This is a genomic window from Streptomyces sp. enrichment culture, from assembly GCF_964272895.1.
Lineage (GTDB): Bacteria > Actinomycetota > Actinomycetes > Streptomycetales > Streptomycetaceae > Streptomyces.
In genome coordinates this window covers 390,540-413,178 of record NZ_OZ186832.1, presented here as the reverse complement: position 1 = coordinate 413,178, position 22,639 = coordinate 390,540, and the positions used below count along the sequence as shown (strand labels likewise).

The window sequence follows — 22,639 nt, the reverse complement described above, 5'->3', positions numbered from 1 at the left end:
TTCCGGTTGTCCCCGCGAGAAAGGCGCGATTCCCATGTCCAGCGTCGAGCTGACCACCAACTTCGGCCGTATCGTCCTCGAGCTCGCCGACGCCGAGGCGCCCAAGACCGTCGAGAACTTCCTGACGTACGTCCGCAACGGCCACTACGACGGAACGATCTTTCACCGTGTCATCAACGGCTTCATGGTCCAGGGCGGCGGCTTCACCCCGGAGATGAAGCAGAAGCCCACCCTGAGCCCGATCGAGAACGAGGCCGACAACGGCCTGAAGAACACCGCGTACACCGTGGCGATGGCCCGCACCGGCGACCCGCACTCCGCGACGGCCCAGTTCTTCATCAACGTCTCGGACAACGACTTCCTGAACCACACCTCCAAGGACATGCGCGGCTGGGGCTACGCCGTCTTCGGCAAGGTGACCGAGGGTCAGGACGTCGTCGACCGGATGAAGGCCGTCCGCACCGGCAGCAGCCGCGGCCACCAGGACGTGCCCACCGAGCCCATCGTCATCGAGTCCGCCAAGGTCATCGGCTGACGCACTCAGCGGTTCCCCGCGCCGGACGCACGTGGCATCGTGACTCCCGCCCGATAGGTCTGTACCTGTCGTCGCGGGAGGACTGATGCGCGGGACCACCGTCCCACCGGGAACACCCTGCCCCACGCCCCCGCCCGGCGGACTGCCCCTGCACCGGCTCGAAGTCGCCGGGCCCGGGGCGGTGCCCTTCGCGGCGGGGTCGTTCGAGGCGGTGGGTCCGCTGTCCCGTGCGGACCACCCGCACCGCCACACGTTCTACGAGATCGTCCACGTCACCGCCGGCTCCGGCACCCATGTCGTCGACCTCGCCCGCCGTCCCGTACGGCCGCCGCACCTCGCCGTGATCCGGCCCGGACAGGTGCACCACTGGGAGGGCGGCCACGACCTCGACGGCACGCTCGTGCTGTTCACCGACGACTTCCTGGTGGACCACCCCGGCGACCGCGAGGTGCTGCGCCGGCTGGGCGAGCGGTGCTGGTTCGCCCCGGACGCCGACGACCACACGCGGCTGCGCGGGCTCATGGCCGAGCTGGTCGCCGAGCACCGGCAGCGCGCACCGGGCTACGAGAGCGTCCTGCGCTCCCTGCTGCATGTGCTCGTCGTCCGGCTGGCCCGGCTGCCGGTCCGCGCCGAGGCCGGTCCCGCGCCCGCCGGGCGGCAGGCGGCGCTGGCCGAGGACTTCGCGCGGCTGATCGCCCGGAGCGACGCCGCCCGCCTCACCGTACGGGAATGCGCCGCCGAACTCGGCGTCACACCCGGCTATCTCACCCAGGCGGTGCGCGCGGCCACCGGCCGCAGCCCCGGACGCCTGCTCATCGAGGCGCGCGCCTACCAGGCCCAACAGCTGCTGGCCCACACGGAGTTGTCCGTACGACAGGTCGCCGCCCGCACCGGATTCGCCGACCCCGCCTATTTCAGCCGCTTCTTCCGGCGGGAGACCGGAACCAGTCCCGGCGCCTTCCGAAAACACCACAGCCGCCACCATCAGTCCCTTCAAGGCCCACGCCCGCCCGCCTAGGTTCGTTGCCGATCCCACGCCCCCCACGAGGAGCAGGTATGGACAACGACCCGATCACCCCACGGACCGTCGCCCGCAAGACCGTGCTGCGTGCCGCCCTCGCCGCCACCGCGGCCGTCCCCGCCGCCCTGCTCGGCGGCCCGGCCCTGGCGCGCGCCTTCGCCTCCACCGACACCGCGCCCCCGCTCACCCCGCCCTGCGACGACGGCGACGACCCGACCCCGCCGCAGACCGAGGGCCCGTACTTCAAGCCGCGTTCGCCGCGGCGCACCAGCCTGCTGGAACCGGGACTGCCCGGCACCCGGCTGACGGTGACCGGCTATGTCTTCGGCCGCGCCTGCCGCCCGATACCCGGAACCCTGCTGGACTTCTGGCAGGCGGACGCCAACGGGGCCTACGACAACACCGGGTTCCGGCTGCGCGGCCACCAATTCACCGACGCCCGCGGTGCCTTCGCCCTCACCACGATCGTGCCCGGCCTCTATCCGGGCCGCACCCGGCACATCCACGTCAAGGTGCAGGCTCCCGGCCGGCCGGTGCTGACCACCCAGCTGTACTTCCCGAACGAGCCCCGCAACACCACCGACACCCTCTTCGACCCGCGACTGCTGATGACCGTGCGCGACGGCCAGGGCGGCCGGGAGGCGGCGTTCGACTTCGTCCTCGACGTGCCCCAGGACCCCGGCCCGACCCCCACCCCCACCGACACCCCGCCGCCGGGCGGCACCTGGACCGTCGGCGCCGCCTACCGTGCGGGCGACCGGGTCACCTACGCGGCCCGCGGCTACCGGTGCCTGCAGCCCCACACCGCCCAGCCCGGCTGGGAACCCCCGAACGTCCCCGCGCTCTGGCAGGCCCTGTGACACCTGCTGGACATGTGACCCAGGTCACATGAGGAGGGTGTCACGCCCGGTCCCGGTCGTCTGTCCCATGGACGTCACCGGGACCGGCCCGGTGCACCGAACCAGGGGAGCCGACCATGGCCAAGGAACACCGCGTCGTCGTTCTCGGCGCCGGCTACGCCGGCATGATGTGCGCCGTCCGGCTGGCCCACCGCACCCGGCGGCAGCCGGTGCGCATCACGCTGGTGAACCGGTCCGACCTGTTCGTCGAGCGGCTGCGCCTGCACCAGGTGGCCGCCGGGCAGCGGCTGGCCGAGCACCGCATCCCGCGGCTGCTCGACGGCACCGGCATCGCCTTCGTACGGGGACAGGCCACCGCGATCGACCCCGAGGCGCACACCGTGCGGATCGAGGGCGGAGACACCCTCGGCTACGACACCCTCGTCCTCGCCCTCGGCAGCCGAACCGACACCGACACCGTCCCCGGCGTCGCCGACCACGCCTTCCCGCTGGAATCGCCCGAGCTGGCCGCCCGGCTCGCCGACACGGCCGCGGCCGGCGGCACCGTCACCGTCTGCGGCGGCGGACTGACCGGCATCGAGGCGGCAACCGAGATCGCCGAGAACCGGCCCGGACTGCGGGTGACCCTGCTCAGCGACGGTGAGCCCGGCGCGATGATGGGACCCCGCGCCCGCGCCCACCTCCGGCGCGCCCTCACCCGGCTCGGCATCACCGTCCGCACCGGCGCTCGCGTCACCAAGGTGCTGCCCGACGCCGTGGAACTCGCGGACGGCGAGCTCGTCCCCGCGGACGTCTGCGTGTGGACGACCGGGGTGAAGGTGCCGCCGCTCGCCGCCGACGCCGGGATCGACGTCGACGACCGCGGCCGGACCGTCGTCGACGCAACCCTCGCCTCGGTGTCCCACCCCGACATCCGCGCCATCGGCGACGCGGCCGCCGTACGGCAGAACTGGGGCACCGTCCACGGCACCTGCCAGAGCGGCATCCCCACCGGCGCGTACGCCGCCGACGCCATCGCCCGCGCGCTGCGCGGCAAGCGGGTCAAGCCCTTCCGCTTCGGCTACTTCCACCAGCCGGTCAGCCTCGGCCGACGCGACGCGGTCATCCAGTTCACCCACGCCGACGACACCCCGAGGCGGGCCTACCTCAAGGGCCGGTGGGCGGTGATGTACAAGGAGTCGGTCAGCGGCAGCCCGCTGAGCATCTACCGGATCGGCAAGCGGCTCGACATCAATCCGCAGCTGTCCAAGGGCGGCAGGGCCACGCGGTGACCACAGGGCCACGACCGCTTCCGGGCCGGCGGGCCGACTGCGATGATCATCCGATGACCGGAACCCCTTCGCCGTCGGCCGCCCAGGACCCCTATCTCCAGCACCGCCGGCTGCTGTTCGCCACCGCGTACCGGATGCTCGGCACCGTCACCGACGCCGAGGACATCCTTCAGGACACCTGGCTCGCCTGGGCCTCGACGGACCGCTCGACGGTCCTCAACCCCCGCGCCTACCTGGTGCGCACGGTCACCAATCTCGCCCTCAACCGGCTCACCTCCGCCCGCGTGACCCGCGAGGCGTACGTCGGCCCCTGGCTCCCCGAACCCGTTCTCACCGCCCCCGACGTCGCGGAGGACGCCGAGATGAGCGACACCGTGTCCACCGCGATGCTGGTCGTCCTGGAGACGTTGAGCCCCGTCGAGCGCGCGGTCTTCGTGCTCCGCGAGGTCTTCGGCTACAGCCACGCCGAGATCGCCGAGACCCTGGACCGCCCCGAGGCCACGGTGCGCCAGATCGCCCGCCGCGCCCGCGCCCACGTGCAGGCCCGCCGCCCCCGCTTCGACGCCGACCCGGCCGAACGGCGTGAGGTCACCGACCGCTTCCTGAGCGCCTGCGCCGGCGGCGACCTGAACGCGATGCTCCAGCTGCTGGCCCCGGACGTCACCCTCTGGAACGACGGCGGCGGCAGGATCACCGCGGCCCGCCGGCCCCTGTACGGCCCGGACCACGTCGCCCGCTGGTTCCTCGGCGTCCTCGCCAAGCCCGGCATGGAGGGGCTCGCCCTGGAAGCCGTCGAGCTCAACGGCGAACTGGGCATCCTCGGCACCCTCGGCGGCGTCCCCGTCGGCGCGGTCACCTTCGACCTCAGCGACGGACTGATCCGCAACCTGCGCTTCCAGGTCAACCCCGACAAGCTGACCGCCCTGCGCCCCGGCCGCGACCAGACCTGACCGGGCACGCCGTCAGTCCGCGCGCGCCGGGTTCACCGCGTCGAAGACGAGCACCCTGCGGTCGAGGTCGACATGGAAGCTCGCCGGATGGCGACCGTCCGTGACAGCACGGGTGAAGTCCGCGCTCGACCACCAGCGCGCCCCGGCCGGAATCCGCGTCGCCAGCCCGCCGGGCACGCGCGGCCCACCGGCCGCCTCCCGCCAGGCGTACCGCTTTCGCAGCTGCGCCGCGTCGCCCCCGCCGAGCCGGACCACCCCGGACATGCGCACGTCGGTGGGCCCCGGCACCGACCGGCCCCCGCCGTCCCCGAGGGCTTCGCCCCGCCAGACCACGGCCTCGAAGTCCCCGAACTCGGGGAACCGTGCGCGAACCGGCCCCGGATCCTCCCGCAGACCGCCCCCGACGGCGTTCGGGCCGGCCCCGGTACCGTCCGCGGGCCCACCGCACCCGCTCAGGGCGGCCGACAGGGCGACGAGCACGAGGACACCGCCCCGCAGACGTCGTCGCACACCGACCCTCATGTCCATGCGCCCCCTCCTCGCACCGCCGCACCGGCCGGTCTCGCCCCTCCGGCCCGAGGCGGCCGGGCGCCGCTCCTGCCGTCTTCCGACGCGCGCGTCATGTGTGCAGGTACACCGTGCAGCGCGGGCCCGTCCCCTGGGCGACGGCACCCGCGTGGTCGCTGTCGCGCAGCCAGCGCGGGTCCGTGTCGCCGCCGGTCCAGCCGCGGCCCTCGGCGAAGACCTCGACCGCGGTCGTGCCCGGCTCGCCGGGGGAGGCCGGGCGCATCCCGCTGCCGGCGGCGAAGTCCTCGACCGCCGTGCAGGGCATGCGCAGCACGGCCGCCATGGGGTACGTGTCGTCCTCGGACCAGGCGTAGTAGCCGACGACGTGCGCCGACCGCGGCAGGTGGAGGTCGAAGTCGCGGAACGCCTGCTCCGCGCTCACATCGGTGTGGGTGCCGGGAAACGCGCCGGGGAAGTGCCTGGCCGGCTCGTCACCGCACGCGGCGGCGGCCAGCAGGGGCAGCAGACCCAGCACGGCCGGCACGACAACGGCTCGTCTGCGCCTCACGCTCACGGCCCTCCCGGCTCGACCTCGCCCTCTGTCCCGCGAGGAGCCTACCGGCAGCCGCCGAGGGCGAGTTCGCGCAGGTACGGCACTCCCGTACGCGACGGCCCGTCCGGTCCTCGGCACCGCGGACGCCCTGCGGGCGGCGGCTCGGTCGACGTGGAGGCCGGACAGTCCGCCTGACAGGGCCGCCGTGGCGGCGGACAATGGGACGAGGAGAGGCGGGCAGCGACGTGCCGTACACAGCAGTGACCGCCCTGAGTCACCCCGGACTGATCCGCGACCACAACGAGGACAGCCTCGTCGTCGGGCCGTGGACCCTGTGCGGCACCGTGACCGACAGCCCCCAGACCCTGGCCTTCCCCCGCGGCAGGCCGCTGCTGGCGGCGGTCGCCGACGGGCTGGGCGGCCATCCCGGAGGCGAGGTCGCCAGCGGTCTCGTCGTCAACCGCCTGGCCGGGCTCGGTCCCTCCCTGACCGGCGCGCAGGAGGTGGGCCGGGCGCTGGAGGTCTGCAACCGCGAGCTGTTCGAGGCGGGCGAGGACCATCCCGAACTCGCCACCATGGGCACCACCGTCGCCGGTGTCCTCGTCCTCACGGATTCCCTGCTGTCGTTCAACATCGGCGACAGCAAGGTCTACCGCCAGGACGGGGAGGGCCTGCGCCAGATCAGCGTCGACGACAGCCCGCCCCCGCTCCCCGGCCGGCGCACCACCTCCGCCGTCACCCAGACCCTGGGCGGCAGCGCGGGCTTCACCCCGGTCACCCCGCACCTCGCCCCCTGCCCCCTCACCCCCGGCGACCGCTACCTCGTGTGCAGCGACGGTCTGACCGACCCCGTCCCCGACGACGACCTCGCCCTGCTCCTGGAGGAACCCGAGGACGGCCGCGCCGCCTTCGCACTGTGGCGTGCCGCCATCGAGGCGGGCGGCCCCGACAACATCACCCTCGCCCTGATCCGCGTCCACGACTGACCGCGGCCCGCCCGGCGACGGACCACTCGCCGCCCGACGACCGCTCAAAGGCCCGCCGCCACCGGGGAGTTCGTACGATCGTGAAATGACGATCACCTACGAGTGGCGCGGCACCGTCGACAACGCCGCCCTGAACGCGCTGCACGCCGACGGCTTCGGACCACCCGTCGCCGCGACCGACTGGCGGACCCGTCTGGAGCGCCACAGCCTCGGCTGGGTGTGCGCAGCGCAGGAGGGCACGCTGGTCGGCTTCGTCAACGTCGTCTGGGACGGCGGGGCCCACGCCTTCCTCCTCGACACCGTGGTCGCCGGGCCCTGCCGGGGGAGAGGTGTGGGCGCGCGTCTCGTCACGACCGCGGCGGAGCGGACACGGGCCGCCGGCTGCACCTGGCTCCATGTCGACTTCGAGGACCACCTGCGGCCCTTCTACCTCGTCGCGTGCGGCTTCAAGGAGACGGCGGCCGGTCTGATCGCCCTGTGACCGGGCGGGCCGGGCGTCAGCCGACGGCCCGCTTCACCAGGTCGGCGATCCGCTCCTCCACCTGCGGTGTCACCTCGGTGAGGGCGAAGGCGGTGGCCCACATCGGGCCGTCGTCCAGCCGGGCGGGGTCGTTGAACCCGAGCGTGGCGTACCGCGCCTTGAACTTCGCCGCGCTCTGGAAGAAGCAGACCACCTTGCCGTCCGACGCGTACGCGGGCATGCCGTACCACAGCCTGGGGGCCAGCGCCGGGGCGGCGGCCGTGACGACGGCGTGCACGCGTTCGGCCATGACCCGGTCCGCGTCGGGCATCTCGGCGATCTTCGCGAGGACGTCCCGCTCGGCCTCCGCCGCCTTCTCGGCGCGCGAACCGCGGCGTGCGGCCTTCTTCGTCTCCTGGGCGTGCTCCTTCATCGCGGCCCGCTCCTCGGCGGTGAAGCCCTCGTACGTGCTGTTCCCGGTGCCGGCCATCGTCGCTCCCGTGGGTCTCGGAAGGGCCCGTCCTGTGGGCCGTTCGCTGTGGTCACAGCCTCTCGTGGCGGGATACCGGCCGCATCCGTGGTGACCACGGAGACCACCACGGAAGCCCGCCACCGACCGGCGGCACGGACCCGGCTGCCGACGCGGGGCATGCGGGAGCACGGCCGCGGTCACACGGCCGGGCCCCGTCCTTCACGGACCAGCCGCCAGCCCCGCGTGAACAGCTCCGGAAGCGTGCCCGCAAGCAGCTCGAACGATCTCACCTCGCTCCCGTCGCCGCTCAGCCGCGCCCCGATCAGCGGCGCCTTCCAGACCTCCATCGGCGGCAGCGGCTTCTTGGCGTGCGCCCAGGGCCCCGGCAGGAACAGCGCGCGCCCCGCGCGCGCCCGCCGGTCCTCGACCACCAGCCCCCGCTCCACCAGCACGGCCGCGGCCTTCCTGTGGCGGGCCGCCGTCCAGGCGTTCCAGCGCCGCACGTTGCGGTCCGAGGGCACCGGGAGCACCAGGAGCTGGAGATACAGCGCGGCGGCGTCCTCCGGCAGCCCGAGCTCGGCGGCGGCCTCGGCGACCAGGCCGGGGACGCAGGCGCGCGGGTCCGACTCGTAGCGGCCCGGCGGCAGGTCGTCGGCGGTGATGCGGGCCAGGACACGATCGCAGGTGCCGTCCGTCAGCCACTCCCAGCGCCGGCTGCCCCGCTCGCCGCGGACCAGGCCCGCGTGCAGGACACGGGCCGGTGAGTCGCCGCCGGCCAGCACCTTGCGCAGCTTCCGGACGACCTCGGGCGCCCCGGCGCGCAGCGGGTCTCCGGCGGGCAGGTCCGCGTACACCCAGGACAGGCCGGTGAAGACGGCGTCGGCGAGCGTCTCGGCGTCGTAGTCGCCCATGACGTCCCACGCCGTACGCAGCTGGCGGTACTCGGCGGGACAGGGCGACACGGCGAGGTAGAAACCAGGCGGCAGGGGGGCGTGTTCGGGATCGAGGAACAGCTGGCACAGGTGGCCGGCGGGCATCCTGGTCTCCAGGGCCACCGCGGCCTGCCAGGTGCTCCACGGGGTGGGCGGCCGGGCGGCGTGCTGCCGCACCCAGGCGGCGGCGGTGCGCTCGGCGACCTCGGTGAGGGCGCCAGGCTCCCACAGGTCGGCGGGGTCCTCGGGCAGCACGTCGGTGAGCAGTTCGAGCCTGTCGTCGTCCTTCAGCATCGACAACTCGGCGCGTGCCGCCTCCAGTTCGCCGGCCTTGTAGCCGAGGACGGCACGCTCGTGCTCGTCGAGGTACGGCTTGTAGTAGCCGCCCGCGCCGGGGTTGCCGGCCAGGACCAGGGCGGCGGCCGGGCGGCTGAGGCCGGTCGCTTCGCTCAGCGCAAGGGCCGCGTCCGCGTCCCAGGGGACGGGACCGCGCTCCCGGACGAGTTCCACCAGCCGCAGCAGCTGCCGCGCGGTGCCCCAACCGCGGGGGCAGTCCACGACGTAGAGCGGTTCCTCGGGCCGCGGGGCGTGCTCGGCGCCCGGGAACACCGCCTCGACGTAGAGGGTGCGGCGGGCGGCCGGCAGATGCAGGGCGAAGGAGGCGCCCTGGTCGTCGCGCACGGTGAACGACCTCGGCGCGGCGATCCGGCCCACCCGGAACCGGTAGGCCGGGTCCGCGAACGGGGTGTGCGCCCACATCTCCAGGAAGTCCAGCAACACCTCGCGGCGCTCCGGCCGGGTCACGGGCGAGACCGCGCGCAGCGCCGGCGCACCCGTGCGCCCTATCAGCTCCGTCCAGCTGCCCGCCGCGGCCGGACGCACCTCCCGCTCGCCCGGCGCGGGCGCCCAACTGCCGTCGAGGTAGCGGCCGAGCCGCCGGATGTCGGCGAAGGAGTCGCGGTCCCAGCAGCCGGAGGCGCCGACGAGACCCTGAAGGGCCGCGGACGCGGCGAATCCGTTCCACACGCGGGTGGCCGGGGGAGTGGCCGTGTCGATCTCGCTCATGCCCCGATCATGGCGGACGGCACTGACAACGCCCCACGGTCCGCGTACCGCCGCACGCGCACCCGACCCGATCGGGCACAGGATGTCGGGTCCGCCCGGCCCGCCCGCCCCTAGCGTGGTGATCGCACGACAGGAAGGAGCCCGGCAGTGCTGGAGCGACTGAACCAGGCCCTGGACCACATCGAGAGCCACCTCGACCAGGACATCAACGCGGCCGAGCTGGCGCGGATCGCGGCCACCTCGGAGTACCACCTGCGCCGGCTGTTCTCCGCGCTCGCGGGCATGCCGCTGTCGGAGTACGTCCGGCGGCGACGGCTCACCGCCGCCGGGGCGGAGGTGCTGGCGGGGCGGGACTCGCTGCTGGAGATCGCCGTGCGCCACGGCTACGGCTCGGGGGAGGGGTTCGCCCGCGCGTTCCGCGCGATGCACGGCGTCGGCCCCGGCGAGGCCCGGCGCACCGGCGCGGCGCTCGTCAGCCAGCCCCGGTTGGCCTTCCGTCTCACCGTCGAAGGGAGCAGCAGTATGCGATATCGCGTCGTGGACCGGCCGGAGTTCCGTGTCGTCGGCCTGAAGGCCCGGGTGCCTCTGGTGCACACGGGACCCAACCGGGCGATCATCGATTTCGTCCGCGGTGTCGAACCGCGGCTCACACAGGCCCTGGAGAAGCTGTCGGACCAGGAGCCGCAGGGCATCGTCTCGGTCTGCGACGACCTGGACCCGAGCCGTGCGGAGGGCACCGAACTCGACTACTACCACGGGGTCGTCACGTCGGCGGCCGCCCCGGAGGGCACCACGGTTCTCCCGGTCCCGGCCGGCACCTGGGCGGTGTTCACCACCTCCGGACCGGCCCCGCGGGCCGTTCAGGAGCTGTGGCGGGACGTGTTCACCCAGTGGTTCCCCGCCACTGCGTACCGCAGCCGTCCCGGCCCGGAGATCCTTCGCACCCGGCTGTCCCCGGACGGCGGCGAGGCCGACGCCGAGCTGTGGCTGCCGGTGGAGCGGGAACAGCCCTGACCGGGCTCGGGCACCTGTGGTCGGGCCCGGACGTCGGTCCTCGTGTCGACATGCCGGCGGCCGGGCTTCGACCGTGCGGTCAGGCTCGCAGACCGGCGAGCAGTTCCTCCAGCGGCGCGGGCACCCGGTCGAGGTCCAGGGCCTCGACCAGGACCCGGCCGTAGTGGATCTTGCGGCCCTTCTTCGTGCCGAGGAAGCGCCGCAGCTGCTGCTGTGCCGGGCGGCCCTGCTGGGCGGGCTGACGCAGGAAGGTCTGCAAGGGGCGCAGGTCGCCCTGCTCGCGCACCAGTTCCCGCACACGGGTCACGCCGAGGGCGCGGATCAGCTCGTCCTCCAGGTCGCTGACGCAGACGTGGAACCGGTCCGGTGCCGCGCCGGCGCGCTCCAGGCCGCGGGCGTAGTAGCCGCGCTCCCGCTCGTCGCACAGCCCGGTCAGACGCAGACCGAGGCCGGGCGGTCCGAGGACCTGGCAGAAGCGTCCCACGTTCATCGCCCCGCCCATCGACAGGACGCAGACCCCCTCGGCCTCCAGATCGCGGCCGCGCCGCTCGGCAAGGGCCTCGACCGCCGCGGCGTCGCTCAGCCCCTCCACCAGCACGACCGTCCGGACGCCCAGCTGCTCGGCCGACTCGCGCGCCGGATCGCCGGGACCGCCGGCCGCCCACGCCGTCACCGCGTCCCGGAACGCCCCCATGTCAGCCATGGGACGAGTCTCCGCCGGGCGAGGCCCACGACGCCACGAGTTTTCCCAGCGCACCGGCCCCTCCCACGAACAGCCCGACCGGCGCCGAGGTGGCCCTCGGTGTCTTGTTAGGCTCCCGCGGGTGAGGCTCCCCACCGTCGAAGAGATCCGCGCGCTGCACCTGAAGTACGCGCCGACCCCCGAGGCGTTCGACCTCGTCCACACGCACTGCGAGATCGTCTGGAGCATCGCCCGGGAACTCATCGCCCGCTCGGCGCCGCCGGTGGACGCCGACCTGGTGCGCACGGGCTGTCTGCTCCACGACATCGGGGTCTACCGGCTCTACGACTCCGAAGGCCGCCTCGATCACCGCCAGTACATCCGCCACGGAGTGCTCGGCCACGAGATCCTGCGCGCGGAGAACCTTCCCGAGCGGGTGTGCCGTTTCTGCTCCTGCCACACGGGCGTCGGACTGACCAAGCACGACATCCTCGCGCAGGGCCTGCCCGTGCCGCCCGGTGACTATCTGGCGGAGACCGCGGAGGAACGGCTGGTGATGTACGCGGACAAGTTCCACAGCAAGTCGAACCCGCCGCGGTTCCTGTCCGCGTCCGCCTACGCCCGCTTCGTGGAACGCTTCGGCGGCGAGAAGGTCGCCGCCTTCTGGGCGTTGCGCGAGGAGTTCGGCGAACCCGATGTGACGGCGCTGGCCGCGCGCTTCGGGCACCGGCTCACAGAGCGCTGAGGTACATCCCCGAGGTCCCGGCACCGGGAGTGTTGCGGCAGGTGTGGTGGCCGCCCGGGGCCGCGGTGTAGGCGAGTGCGAGGCAGCGGCCCTGGCCCAGCTGGCCGTAGTGGTTGGGGTGCATCGACTCCTGGACGGGGCCCTGGGTGCCGTCGCTGTCGATCCAGCGGGCCCACTCGCTGACCGAGGCGGACGGCGGCTGTGCGGAGGTGACCAGCCGGGACGCCGTGGCGCACACCTCACGTCCCTGGAGCATGTCGCGCAGGTCGAGGAACTCGACGCCCTTGGCCGTGGCGACCTGGCGCAGCCGGTTCGCGATCTGCGGGACGAGGGAGTCGCGGGCCCAGTCGGAGTCCTTGTTCCAGAAGGGGCAGCCACCGGTGCTCACCCGGGACCAGCCGCTCTCGCCGTAGCGGTTCTCGGCGCCCCGCGGAAGGGGGGAGGGGTAGGACTGGAGGATGATCCGGTACGTGCCGGAGCCGTAGCCCGCCGCACTCATCACCGCACGGATCTCGTCGACGCTCCGGGCGACGTTCGCCATCACGGCGTCGATCTTCGCGTCCACGATCGGCTGCTGGTCGTCGTGGCAGTACGAGTACCAGACGATGTAGTCCTTCGCGCACTTCTCGATGATGCCGGCGAACCCGAGGTCGTTGCCGCCCACGGAGAGGGCGATCGCCTTCACGTCGTAGGAGGCGGCCACGGCGGCGAGCTGGTCCGCCTGGGGCGGCTCACCCTTGTAGGACTGGCCGCCGGAGGCGGCGCGGAAGACGTTGGCCGTGGTGGCGCCGGAACAGGCGAGGTTGACAAGTGCCTGCACGCCGGTCCCGGTGGCGCTCCTGACCTCGGCGGAGTCGGAGCGGTGGCAGCCGTTCGCGGCGGTGTCGCCGTACACCCGCGTCGGGTCGTAGGCGCTGCCCGTCCACGCCCGGTCGGTGCCGTCGCGGCCGCCGGCGTCGTTCAGGCTGTTGCCGCGCCAGCGCCCGGCCTCCCCGGAGATGTAGCTGTCGCCCAGGGACACGAGGGCGGTCGGCCCGTTGCCGGGGCCCGCGGCGGCGGGCGGGGCGGCGGCCAGTGCCGCGCCGAGCAGGGACGCGGTGATGACGGCGGTGAGGATCCGTCTGACGGCGCGGGCACGGCCGCGCGCACCGGCGCGGGCCAGGGAAAGAGAGAATCCGGACACGGCGAACTCCGTCGTTCGGCCACGCCAGACAGGCGATATCCAGACACGCGGATATCGCGCAGGGCGGGGTGGCACAGGGTGAGGGTTGGACCGCCGGCCGGTGGCAGGCAGGAATGTGGCACGCCGAGCCTTGTTACCGCTAGGTAGGGGAGGGCATTTTCTCGGCCATGTGACCGTTCTGTTTTCCGCGACGCGGCAGAGCGAAAATCAGCCACAGGCCGGCGTCTGTCCACCGCCCGCCGCAGCAGGCCGGAGCGGCGGCCCGTACGCCCCGTCCCCGTGGCGGGCCGGCGGCGGCGGCCCGTACGCCCCGTTCCCGTGGCAGGCGCGCGCCCAGGGGCCCCCTCGGGTCCGGGCCGAGCGACGGGACTCCCTTACGGAGTCAGCCGGCGGTAGGCGGCCCGCGCGTGGGCCAGGCGGGCCACCACGGTCCCCGAGCCCGCCGCGAGGAGCAGACAGGCCAGCCGGAGGATGTCGTAGGCGGCCTCCCAAGTGACCACGCCCATGGGCGCGGTGGCGAAGCCGTTGAGGACGAGCCAGCACAGCAGGGCGGTTCCGGGCGCCGCCGACAGCCGCGCCCCGGTGCTGACCAGGGCGACGACCACGGACAGGGCGACCAGGTCGAAGGTGGGATCGCCCTCCCCGTCCAGGGCGTTGAAAGCGGTGACCAGAGCGAAGGCGGTGATCACCGTGACCGCCCAGACGAACGAGGTCGCCGCAGGGGTGGGCACGGGACGGATGCCGGAGCTGATCCGCTTCCAGTCGAGCAACGCAGAGCCTCCTTGAGACGGTTCCCGCCTCGTCGCGGGCCCACCGACTGACGCCGTCGTCACTGTAACGGGGCCCGCCGAGCGCGCAGTTCGTCCTCGGCCACGGAGCACTGCGGTCGCGGATCCCGCATCGCGCTGCGGGTGATATACGTCGTACGGTAAGCTTCTTTACCGAGCGCTTACGCTCGATTGAGCGAGTCGACGCTCACTTCTATGAGGTTGTCGTACGGCGGACCAGCCGCCGAAGGAGCACCAGGGGGGGCGGGACATGGACCGAGTCATGTACGCCCGTGTCGACAACCCGGCGCGCGACAGCGTGCCCGATACCGACAGCGCCGCCGTCCACCCCGCCTGACGCCCGCGCGGATCCACGCCCTCGGCCGGCTGACGCCGAGACCGACTCCGGCCCGCGCGCCCGCGGATCGCCGCGTGCCACGCGCCCGCGCTCCCTGCTCACCCCCGCCATCCTCACCCGTTCACGGGCGACGGGCCCCGCCCGACGCCCGCAAGGCACTGACGCCGTCACCGAACCGAACCGGAGGTCCGACGCCCGTGCATCACACGACCGCGCTGCTGATCGAACTCGGCGCCATCATCCTCGCCCTCGGCCTGCTCGGCCGCCTCGCCGGCCGGGTGGGCTTCTCGCCCATACCCCTGTACCTGCTGGCCGGCCTCGCCTTCGGCCACGGGGGACTGCTGCCGCTCCAGGCCAGCGAGGAGTTCGTCGCCACCGGCGCGGAGATCGGCGTCATCCTGCTGCTGCTCCTGCTGGGCCTGGAGTACAGCGCCTCCGAACTCGTCACCAACCTCAAGACCCAGTACCCCTCCGGTGTCGTCGACTTCGTCCTGAACGCGACCCCGGGTGCCGTCGCCGCCCTCGCCCTGGGCTGGGGTCCCGTCGCCGCCGTCGCCCTCGCCGGCGTCACCTGGATCTCCTCCTCCGGGGTCATCGCCAAGGTCCTCGGCGACCTGGGCCGCCTCGGCAACCGCGAAACCCCGGTCGTCCTGGGCGTGCTGGTCATCGAGGACCTGGCCATGGCCCTCTACCTGCCGATCCTCACCGCCCTGCTCGCCGGCGTCAGCCTCGCCGGCGGCGCGCTGACCCTGCTGATCTCCCTCGGCACGGTCGGCGCCGTGCTCTACGTGGCACTGCGCCACGGCCGGCTGATCAGCCGCGCCGTCTCCTCCGACAACGCCGAGATGCTGCTGCTCGTCATCCTCGGCCTCACCCTCCTCGTCGCGGGCATCGCGCAGCAGCTCCAGGTCTCCGCCGCCGTCGGCGCCTTCCTCGTCGGCATCGCCGTGTCCGGGGACGTCGCCGAGGGCGCCAGCACCCTGCTCACCCCGCTGCGCGACCTGTTCGCCGCCGTGTTCTTCGTGTTCTTCGGCCTGTCCACCGACCCGGCCGCCATCCCGCCCGTCCTCCTCCCCGCCCTGCTGCTCGCCGTCCTCACTGCGCTCACCAAGGTGGCCACGGGCTGGTACGCCGCACGCCGCGCCGGCATCCAGGGCGCGGGCCGCTGGCGGGCCGGCGGCACCCTGGTCGCCCGCGGCGAGTTCTCCGTCGTCATCGCCGGGCTGGCCGTGGGCGTCGAGCCGCGCATCGGCCCGCTGGCCACGGCCTACGTCCTGATCCTCGTCGTCCTCGGTCCGCTCACCGCCCGCTGGACCGAGCCGCTGGCCCGCCGTCTCCTTCCCCGCCCCGCTCCGGCTCCCGCCGCGGCGGAGGCGGAGCGGACGGACGCGGTCGCCGTGGAGGTCTGACCGCCGGTGTGAGGGCGCCCGGCTTCCTGTCCGGGTTCGGCCGCCGATGTCCGGATGCCGTACTGCCTCGGGCCTCTCGGGAGTGCTTCGGGTTCGGTTACCGTAGGCGGCATGATCGGGGGAGCGATACGAACGGTGCCGTGCGAGTGGTGCGGCACACCGGTGCCGCAGCGGCGACGCTGGCGCACACGCAGGTACTGCAGCAAGGCGCACCGCCGCAGGAACCGGGTCGTCGAGGCCATCGGCAACTTCCTGGACAGCATCAGCCCTTAGCGCTCTTGGCCCTCGCGGCGCGTCCGGCCGTCGGATGCTCCCGGCCCTCGCGCGCTCCCGGTCCTCCGGTCGGCGCGTTGCGGTGACCGCCCGAGCTCGGTTTGAACGCGTTCAAATCTCCTGTCATGATGCGTCCCGGCGCAGGCGAACGCGCACGGACGAGAGGACCATGGTCATGACGAGCTCGCTGCTCATGCCGCGCGGCCGGGTCCGCCGGGGCGCGCCCGGCGCGGAGACGGCGACGGGAAGCACGGCCCCGACGCCGATCCTCGACTGGCGCCACCCGGAGGTCGACGGGTTCGTCCGGCACATCGGCGCGGCGGCCGGCCTCGGGGACGAGGCGGACCCGCACCGCCGCACGGCTGCCCTGCGGCAGGCGCACCGGCGGATCGCGGCCGCGGTGCGGCCCGTGTACTCCGTACAGGACCTGCGGCCCGTGTCGCAGGTGCTGCGCCGCGGCCGGGGTTCCTGCAGCCAGCGGATGGCCGTGCTGGAGGCATTCGCGCGGGCCTCGGGAGTGGCCACGCGGGTGCGTGGTCTGTTGGTGGACGGCAGGTTCTGGTACCCGCGCTTCCCCCGGCTGCACCGGATCCTGCCGGATCATGTGGTGCTCGCCTGGCCGGAGTTCCGTATCGAGGACCCGTCCGGCCGGCGCTCCCAGCCGTGGCTGACGGTGTCGGAACTCTTCGGCGGGCTCGACGAGTTGAGCCGGGGTGACGGGGCAGGGTTCACCAATGCCGGTGCGGAGACGCTGTTCGAGGCGCTGTCCAGGACGGCGATCGACTGGGACGGCGCCACCGCCTGCCCGGCAGGCGCCTCCGCTTGCGATCTGTCGGCCCATGTCCTGGCGGACCTCGGCCATTTCGACTCGCGCGACGAACTCTTCGCCCGGCACGGCCAGACGCTCTGCGCGACGGCCCGGCTGCTGGCCGAGCCGGTTCTGGGCCGCCACGCGGCGGGGGCGTAGCGTCCGGCATCGGGCCGCCGCGCGCGGAAGGCGACGGTCCGCCATGTGTTGGCGCCGGACGGGAACGTTCCGGTGGACCGCGTCGTTCGACGTCATGCCCACCGCTGCCGATCATGAACCGAGGACCGTCTTGCCCGACAGGTCACCCAGCACTCCGCTGCCCGCCCTCCCGCCGCTCGCCGCCCAGGCGGAGAGCCTGATCGAACTCGGCGTGCACGAGCTCGCCGGGACGACCGCCGGCGCGCTGCGTGCCTTCGCCGGTGAGGCCGGGCGCAGCGACGGCCACGCCCTGCTGGCCGTCCACCCCGACCGCGCCCCCGCATCCGCCCTCACACCCCTGCTCCGGCGTGACGGCAAGCCCGGCTTCGTCGTCACCGACATGCCCGACGTCGACGACTTCGCGCCCTGCGGCATCGAGGTGCCGGACGCACCGCTCTATGTCGTCACCGGCATCGACCGCGGCGACCACATGTCCAACTGGAGCCCGGAGGAGGCCCTTCCGGCCCTCACCGCGGAGGGCCGTACCCCGCTGCTGCTCACCGAGGGGATCCACTGGGTGCTCCAGCAGCCCCAGGCCCTGGAGCGCAACCGCTGCTTCATGACCATCGGCTCGCGGCTGCGCAAGGCCAACGGCGCCTTCGACGCCCGTACCCCGGCGATCTGGATCAGCAACGGCACCGGACGCGACGGCCGCGAGCGCCGTGACGCGCCGAAGGTCGGCTGGTGCTGGTGGGGCAACCGCCACACCTGGCTCGGCTTCAGCTCCGCGACGGGCCGCGGCGCGCCGGGCTGACCACCTGCACGGGCCGACCGCCGCCACGAGGACGGCCGCCGCCACCAGGACGGTTGGCAGCGCCGGCCCGGTACAGCTCAGGCCAGCACCTTCAGCGCGCCCTGCCGGACGCGGACGGTCACCGGCAGCGCCGCCTCGACCTCGCCGTCCGCGCCGTAGGGCACGGGACGGTCCGCCTCGATGCGGATCTCCTCGCCGCGCACCACCTCGACCTGCGGACGGTCGAGGTGGGCGCCGGTCTTCAGCTCGTTCATCGTGGCGAAGAAGTGCCGCTTGGGAGCCTCACCGATGATCACGACGTCGAGCAGACCGTCGTCGAGGAGCGCTCCCGGCGCGATGTTCCGGCCGAAGCCGTAGAAGCCGGAGTTCGCCGCGACGACCGTGTAGCCGCTGCGCTCGTACGGCACGCCGTCGACCGTGATCCGGTAGGCGGCCGGTCTCCAGGCGAGGACGGCGCGCAGGCCGCCCGCGTAGTAGGAGGCCGCTCCGCGCAGCAGCCGGGAGGCGTTGGCATGCCGGTTGGCGACCGCGTCGACGCCCGCGTACACACTGCCGAGGACATGGACGCGGTCGTGCACCGCGGACTCGACCTCGATGGTGTCCACGGCGCGCGGCGTGCCCTCCAGCAGCACCCGGGCGAGCGCGGGCGCCTCGGTGGGCAGGCCGAGCGCCCGGGCGAAGTCGTTGCCGCGGCCGGCCGGCACCAGCCCGAGCACGGTGTCCGTCCCGCTGAGCGCCCCGCCGATGCGCCCCGCCATGCCGTCCCCGCCGACGGCGAGCACGACATGCCCCCGCGCCCCCGCCGCCAGGGCGAGCTCCTGCGCGTGCTCCAGGCTCTTGCTGTACACGGTGTCGAGCCCGGCGCCCGCCTCCCGCAGCAGCCGGGCCAGCGGGAGCAGGCCCGCCGCCCCGCTGGAACCCCCGGCGGTCGGGTTGACGACGGCGGTGAACTGTCGCATGGATCGGGCCTTTCGGACGGCACGAGAAGGGGCGCGAGAAGGGGTCAGCGTACGGGGATCAGGACGCCGGGGCTGAGGACGCCGGCGGGGTCGAGCTCGGCCTTGACGGCCTGGAGCAGGCGCACACCGAGCGGGCCGATCTCCCGGGCGTACCAGTCGCGGTGGTCGGTGCCCACGCCGTGGTGGTGGCTGATGGTGCCGCCCGCCGCGAGGATGGCGTCGTTGGCGGCGCGCTTGACCGGCTCCCAGTGCGCGACGGGATCCTCGCCCTGTGCCGAGACGACCGTGAAGTACAGCGAGGCGCCGTTCTCGTAGGTGTGCGAGATGTGGCACATGACCAGCGGCGGGGTGCCGGCCGCGGTCAGCGTGCCGGTCAGCGCCTCGCGCACCGACCGGTACAGCTCGGGCAGCGTGGACCAGAAGCCGGCCGTCTCCAGCGTCTCGGCGAACGCGCCCGCGTCCAGCAGCGCGTCGCGCAGGTAGGGGGCGTTGTAGCGGCCGTGCTCCCAGCGCTCGCCGGGTTCCTCGCCGAGGTACTCGCCGTCGCAGGCGAGCAGGACCTCGCGGGCGGCGGCGCGCCGGGCGGCGGTGTCCTCCTCGGTGCCCTCGTAGCCGACGACGGCCATGCAGCCGGCGGGCGGTGCCGCCTCGGCGGAGCCGATGGCGTCGGGCTGGGCCAGGCCGATGAAGGTCTCGGTCTCGTCGGAGAGGCGCAGCACGGTCGGCCGGGGGCCGTCCTGCGCGAGGCGGCGCAGCGCGGCGGTGCCGGCCTCGAAGGAGGCGAAGCGCCAGCCCTCGTAGACCCGCTTCCGCGGCAGGGGGCGGACGCGCACGGTCACCGCGGTGATCACGCCCAGGGCTCCCTCGGAGCCGAGGATCAGCTGCCGCAGGTCGGGTCCGGCGGCCGAGCGGGGGGCCCGGCCGGTCTCCAGGGTGCCCTCGGGGGTGGCGACGGTGAGCGCGAGGACCATCTCGTCGAAGCGGCCGTACCCGGAGGATGCCTGGCCGCTGGAGCGGGCCGCGGCGAAGCCGCCGACCGAGGCCCACTCGAAGGACTGCGGGAAGTGGCCGAGGGTCCAGCCGCGCTCGTTGAGCAGCGCCTCGGCGCGGGGGCCGCGCAGGCCGGGCTGGAGGGTGGCGGTACGGGAGACCTCGTCGACGGCGAGGAGCCGGTCCAGGCGGCGCAGGTCGAGCGCGACGAACGGCCGCTCGGTCTGGGGGCTGAGGCCGCCGACGACGGACGTACCGCCGCCGAAGGGGACGGCGGACAGCCCGTGGGCGGCGCAGGCGCGCAGGACGGCCAGCACCTCGTCGTGGCTGCCCGGCAGCAGGACGGCGGCGGGGATGTCGTCCACCTCGCCGACGCGGATGCGCAGCAGGTCGGGGGTGGACTTGCCGCGGGTGTGCCGGACGCGGCTCTCGGCGTCCTCGCGCAGGGCGTCCTCGGCGGCGAGGGCCGCCCTGAGCGCCGTACGCGCCTGACCGGTCAGGGCGGGGGAGGGGACCTCGATGGCGTCCAGGTCCCTCGGGCCCGTCTGCCGGGGGGTGACGCCGAGCAGGTCCCGCAGCAGGCCGGTCACCGAGTCGGGCAGCGGTGCCGCCTTGGCCGGGTCGCCCCAGCCGCTCCACAACATGTCCACTTCGAAAGGTCCTCACGGTCATGGTCACGGGTCTGTTCCACGGACGGCGCTGCCGCTCGGCCCGCACTGCCGTTACACTGTGACAGATGACGCCCATTCGTCACAACCACGCGGACACGGACCCCGTGCTCGACGCCGCACGCGACTGCGTGCTCGCCGTCGGCGTACGGCGCACCACCCTCACCGACGTCGCCCGGCGCGCGGGCGTCTCCCGGATGACCCTCTACCGGCGCTGGCCCGATGTGCGCAGCCTCGTCGGCGACCTGATGACCCGTGAGTGGATCGCCGTCGCCGCCGGCGCCATGCCCGCCCCCGACGACACGCGCCCGGCCCGGCGCCGCATCGTCGACGGGATCGTCGCGGGCGTCGCGGCCTTCCGCGCCCACCCGCTCTTCCACAAGATCCTCGACGTCGACCCCGAACTGCTGCTGCCCTACATCCTCGACCGGCGCGGCGCCAGCCAGGAGGCCCTTCTCGGCCTCCTTGCCCCGGCGCTCGACGAAGGCCACGAGGACGGATCCGTACGCCGCATGCGCACCGACCTCCAGGCCCGGTCCCTGCTGCTCGTCGTCCAGTCCTTCACACTCTCGCTGCGCACCATGACCGACGAGACCGACCCCGAACTGAGCGAAGCCGCCTTCCTCGACGAACTGCGCACGCTGCTGGAGAGGACCCTCACCCCGTGAAGCCCCTGACGCCCGCCGCCCCCGGCGCCTCCCTCAACGCCGGCCGCCGCGCCTGCGACCTCGCCGAACTCGCCGACGGCACCGGGGGCCCCGTCGACGTCCTGGTGATCGGACTCGGCGCGACCGGCGCCGGAGCCGCACTCGACGCCGCCACCCGCGGGCTCACCGTCGCCGCGATCGACGCCCACGACCTCGCCTTCGGCACCTCTCGCTGGAGCTCCAAGCTGATCCACGGCGGACTGCGCTACCTCGCCTCCGGACAGCTCGACGTGGCCCACGAGAGCGCCGTCGAACGCGGCATCCTCATGGAGCGCACCGCTCCCCACCTGGTCCGCGCCCAGCCCTTCGTGCTCCCGCTGACCCCGCTCGTCGGCCGCGGGCAGGCCGCCCTCGCCCGGGCCGGCTTCCTGGCCGGGGACATGCTGCGCGCCGCCGCCCGCACCTCCCGCGCCACCCTGCCCGCGCCCCGCACCCTGTCCGCCGTCGAGACCCGCCACCTCGCCCCGGCCCTGCGCCCCGCCGGACTGCGCGGCGGCCTGCTCTCCTGGGACGGCCAACTCACCGACGACGCCCGCCTGGTGACCGCCCTCGCCCGCACCGCCGCCGCCCACGGCGCCCGCATCCTCACCCGCACCCGCGCCCTGGAGGTCACCGGCGACGGCGCGCTCGTGCGCGACGAGACGACCGGCCAGGAACTGCGCATCCGCGCCCGCGCCGTCGTCAACGCGGCCGGCGTGTGGGCCGGCGGCCTCGTCCCCGACGTACGCCTGCGCCCCTCCCGCGGCACCCACCTCGTGCTGCGCTCCGAAGCCCTCGGTCAACTGTCCGCCGGACTGCACATCCCGATCCCCGGCGAGACCAACCGGTTCGTGCTCGTGCTGCCCCAGGGCGACGGACGCCTGTACGTCGGTCTCACCGACGAACCCGTCGACGGCGACATCCCCGACGTGCCGCAGGTCCCCGAGACCGACATCGGCTTCCTCCTCGACGTCCTGGGCTCCGCGCTCGACGTCACCGTGCACCGCACCGACCTGCTCGGGGCGTTCGCCGGACTGCGCCCCCTGCTCGACACCCAGGGCGCCCGCACGGCGGACATCTCCCGCAGGCACGCCGTGCTGACCTCGCCCGACGGCGTCGTCACCGTCGTCGGCGGCAAACTCACCACGTACCGGCGCATGGCGCAGGACGCCGTCGACACCGCCGTCGCCGTCCGCCGCCTCACCGCGGGCCCCTGCCGCACCGCGTCCGTCCCGCTCGTCGGCGCCGACCGCCCCGCAGCGCTCGCCCGGCTCGACGCCCCCGCCCGCCTGGTGCGCCGCTACGGCTCCGAGGCACCCGCCGTGCACGCCCTCACCTGGGAGGACCCGGACCTCGCCCGTCCCGTCGTCCCCGGACACCCCGTCACCGGCGCCGAACTCCTGTGGGCCGTACGCCACGAGGGCGCCCTCGACGAGGCCGACCTCCTCGACCGCCGCACCCGCATCGGCCTCGTCGCGGCGGACCGCGGCACCGCCGAACAGGCGGCCCGGAACGCGCTCGCGCGCGTCTGAC

24 protein-coding genes are annotated in these 22,639 nt (G+C 74.0%); 15 read left to right on the top strand and 9 right to left on the bottom strand.

Annotated elements, in window-relative coordinates; translation table 11 throughout:
* Positions 1 to 34: 34 nt before the first annotated feature.
* From ACSU6M_RS01820 to ACSU6M_RS01800, 5 genes are all read left to right on the top strand, one after another.
* Positions 35 to 535 carry a peptidylprolyl isomerase gene (locus ACSU6M_RS01820; RefSeq protein ID WP_437066404.1) on the top strand — a complete coding sequence of 167 codons (501 nt, stop codon included), beginning with the start codon at positions 35 to 37 and terminating at the stop codon, positions 533 to 535.
* A gap of 85 nt (positions 536 to 620) precedes the next feature.
* Positions 621 to 1,553: a helix-turn-helix domain-containing protein gene (locus ACSU6M_RS01815; protein ID WP_437066402.1), complete on the top strand. Its 933-nt coding sequence runs from the start codon at positions 621 to 623 to the stop codon at positions 1,551 to 1,553.
* A gap of 38 nt (positions 1,554 to 1,591) precedes the next feature.
* On the top strand, positions 1,592 to 2,416 hold the full coding sequence (locus tag ACSU6M_RS01810) for a carbohydrate-binding protein (RefSeq protein WP_437066400.1): 825 nt from the start codon (positions 1,592 to 1,594) through the stop codon (positions 2,414 to 2,416).
* Between the two features lie 116 nt (positions 2,417 to 2,532).
* On the top strand, positions 2,533 to 3,687 hold the full coding sequence (locus ACSU6M_RS01805) for an NAD(P)/FAD-dependent oxidoreductase (RefSeq protein WP_437066398.1): 1,155 nt from the start codon (positions 2,533 to 2,535) through the stop codon (positions 3,685 to 3,687).
* A gap of 53 nt (positions 3,688 to 3,740) precedes the next feature.
* Positions 3,741 to 4,637: an RNA polymerase sigma-70 factor gene (locus ACSU6M_RS01800; protein ID WP_437066397.1), complete on the top strand. Its 897-nt coding sequence runs from the start codon at positions 3,741 to 3,743 to the stop codon at positions 4,635 to 4,637.
* Between the two features lie 12 nt (positions 4,638 to 4,649).
* On the opposite strand, the gene ACSU6M_RS01795 is transcribed toward ACSU6M_RS01800, so the two are convergent.
* Positions 4,650 to 5,165 carry a hypothetical protein gene (locus ACSU6M_RS01795; protein ID WP_437066395.1) on the bottom strand — a complete coding sequence of 172 codons (516 nt, stop codon included), beginning with the start codon at positions 5,163 to 5,165 and terminating at the stop codon, positions 4,650 to 4,652.
* 91 nt (positions 5,166 to 5,256) lie between these two features.
* The gene (locus tag ACSU6M_RS01790) at positions 5,257 to 5,712 is read right to left on the bottom strand and encodes a hypothetical protein (protein ID WP_437066393.1); all 456 of its coding nucleotides are present in this window, start codon (positions 5,710 to 5,712) and stop codon (positions 5,257 to 5,259) included.
* A 230-nt stretch (positions 5,713 to 5,942) separates the two neighbouring features.
* Between ACSU6M_RS01790 and ACSU6M_RS01785 the strand changes: the two genes are divergently transcribed.
* Together ACSU6M_RS01785 and ACSU6M_RS01780 are read left to right on the top strand one after the other, a co-directional pair.
* A complete protein-coding gene (locus tag ACSU6M_RS01785; protein ID WP_437066391.1) occupies positions 5,943 to 6,683 on the top strand; it encodes a PP2C family protein-serine/threonine phosphatase in 741 nt (246 codons plus the stop codon).
* Positions 6,684 to 6,768: 85 nt separating this feature from the next.
* Positions 6,769 to 7,164 (top strand): GNAT family N-acetyltransferase, encoded by a 396-nt coding sequence (locus ACSU6M_RS01780; protein WP_437066390.1) that lies wholly within the window; start codon positions 6,769 to 6,771, stop codon positions 7,162 to 7,164.
* A gap of 16 nt (positions 7,165 to 7,180) precedes the next feature.
* On the opposite strand, the gene ACSU6M_RS01775 is transcribed toward ACSU6M_RS01780, so the two are convergent.
* A complete protein-coding gene (locus ACSU6M_RS01775; protein ID WP_437066389.1) occupies positions 7,181 to 7,633 on the bottom strand; it encodes an iron chaperone in 453 nt (150 codons plus the stop codon).
* A 179-nt stretch (positions 7,634 to 7,812) separates the two neighbouring features.
* Positions 7,813 to 9,612 carry a hypothetical protein gene (locus tag ACSU6M_RS01770; RefSeq protein WP_437066387.1) on the bottom strand — a complete coding sequence of 600 codons (1,800 nt, stop codon included), beginning with the start codon at positions 9,610 to 9,612 and terminating at the stop codon, positions 7,813 to 7,815.
* A 147-nt stretch (positions 9,613 to 9,759) separates the two neighbouring features.
* Between ACSU6M_RS01770 and ACSU6M_RS01765 the strand changes: the two genes are divergently transcribed.
* Entirely contained in the window at positions 9,760 to 10,626 is an 867-nt protein-coding gene (locus tag ACSU6M_RS01765; protein WP_437066385.1) for a GyrI-like domain-containing protein, read from the top strand.
* A gap of 79 nt (positions 10,627 to 10,705) precedes the next feature.
* Here the strand turns inward: ACSU6M_RS01765 and ACSU6M_RS01760 are convergent, their stop codons facing one another.
* Positions 10,706 to 11,329 carry a TOPRIM nucleotidyl transferase/hydrolase domain-containing protein gene (locus ACSU6M_RS01760; protein WP_437066384.1) on the bottom strand — a complete coding sequence of 208 codons (624 nt, stop codon included), beginning with the start codon at positions 11,327 to 11,329 and terminating at the stop codon, positions 10,706 to 10,708.
* A 121-nt stretch (positions 11,330 to 11,450) separates the two neighbouring features.
* Between ACSU6M_RS01760 and ACSU6M_RS01755 the strand changes: the two genes are divergently transcribed.
* A complete protein-coding gene (locus ACSU6M_RS01755; RefSeq protein WP_437066383.1) occupies positions 11,451 to 12,053 on the top strand; it encodes an HD domain-containing protein in 603 nt (200 codons plus the stop codon).
* On the opposite strand, the gene ACSU6M_RS01750 is transcribed toward ACSU6M_RS01755, so the two are convergent.
* Positions 12,040 to 13,236, bottom strand: a complete 1,197-nt coding sequence (locus ACSU6M_RS01750; RefSeq protein WP_437066381.1) for a GDSL-type esterase/lipase family protein — start codon at positions 13,234 to 13,236, stop codon at positions 12,040 to 12,042. The genes ACSU6M_RS01755 and ACSU6M_RS01750 overlap by 14 nt on opposite strands.
* Positions 13,237 to 13,610: 374 nt before the next feature.
* Complete coding sequence (locus tag ACSU6M_RS01745; RefSeq protein ID WP_437066380.1) at positions 13,611 to 14,006, bottom strand: hypothetical protein; 396 nt, start codon at positions 14,004 to 14,006, stop codon at positions 13,611 to 13,613.
* A 552-nt stretch (positions 14,007 to 14,558) separates the two neighbouring features.
* On the opposite strand from ACSU6M_RS01745, the gene ACSU6M_RS01740 reads away from it, so the two are divergent.
* The 4 genes from ACSU6M_RS01740 (at position 14,559) to ACSU6M_RS01725 (ending at position 17,803) form a co-directional block, all read left to right on the top strand.
* Positions 14,559 to 15,770, top strand: a complete 1,212-nt coding sequence (locus ACSU6M_RS01740; protein WP_437066378.1) for a cation:proton antiporter — start codon at positions 14,559 to 14,561, stop codon at positions 15,768 to 15,770.
* 111 nt (positions 15,771 to 15,881) lie between these two features.
* Complete coding sequence (locus tag ACSU6M_RS01735; RefSeq protein ID WP_437066377.1) at positions 15,882 to 16,043, top strand: hypothetical protein; 162 nt, start codon at positions 15,882 to 15,884, stop codon at positions 16,041 to 16,043.
* A 175-nt stretch (positions 16,044 to 16,218) separates the two neighbouring features.
* Positions 16,219 to 17,010: a transglutaminase domain-containing protein gene (locus ACSU6M_RS01730; RefSeq protein WP_437066376.1), complete on the top strand. Its 792-nt coding sequence runs from the start codon at positions 16,219 to 16,221 to the stop codon at positions 17,008 to 17,010.
* A gap of 130 nt (positions 17,011 to 17,140) precedes the next feature.
* Positions 17,141 to 17,803: a DUF5701 family protein gene (locus ACSU6M_RS01725; protein ID WP_437066375.1), complete on the top strand. Its 663-nt coding sequence runs from the start codon at positions 17,141 to 17,143 to the stop codon at positions 17,801 to 17,803.
* 77 nt (positions 17,804 to 17,880) lie between these two features.
* Here ACSU6M_RS01725 and ACSU6M_RS01720 read toward each other — a convergent pair whose 3' ends face one another.
* Positions 17,881 to 18,762: a diacylglycerol/lipid kinase family protein gene (locus ACSU6M_RS01720; RefSeq protein ID WP_437066373.1), complete on the bottom strand. Its 882-nt coding sequence runs from the start codon at positions 18,760 to 18,762 to the stop codon at positions 17,881 to 17,883.
* Positions 18,763 to 18,806: 44 nt separating this feature from the next.
* Positions 18,807 to 20,402: an FAD-binding oxidoreductase gene (locus ACSU6M_RS01715; protein WP_437066371.1), complete on the bottom strand. Its 1,596-nt coding sequence runs from the start codon at positions 20,400 to 20,402 to the stop codon at positions 18,807 to 18,809.
* 86 nt (positions 20,403 to 20,488) lie between these two features.
* Between ACSU6M_RS01715 and ACSU6M_RS01710 the strand changes: the two genes are divergently transcribed.
* Together ACSU6M_RS01710 and ACSU6M_RS01705 are read left to right on the top strand one after the other, a co-directional pair.
* Entirely contained in the window at positions 20,489 to 21,088 is a 600-nt protein-coding gene (locus ACSU6M_RS01710; RefSeq protein ID WP_437066370.1) for a TetR/AcrR family transcriptional regulator, read from the top strand.
* A complete protein-coding gene (locus tag ACSU6M_RS01705) occupies positions 21,085 to 22,638 on the top strand; it encodes a glycerol-3-phosphate dehydrogenase/oxidase (RefSeq protein WP_437066369.1) in 1,554 nt (517 codons plus the stop codon). Before ACSU6M_RS01710 ends, ACSU6M_RS01705 begins: the two co-directional genes overlap by 4 nt.
* Position 22,639 lies beyond the last annotated feature (1 nt).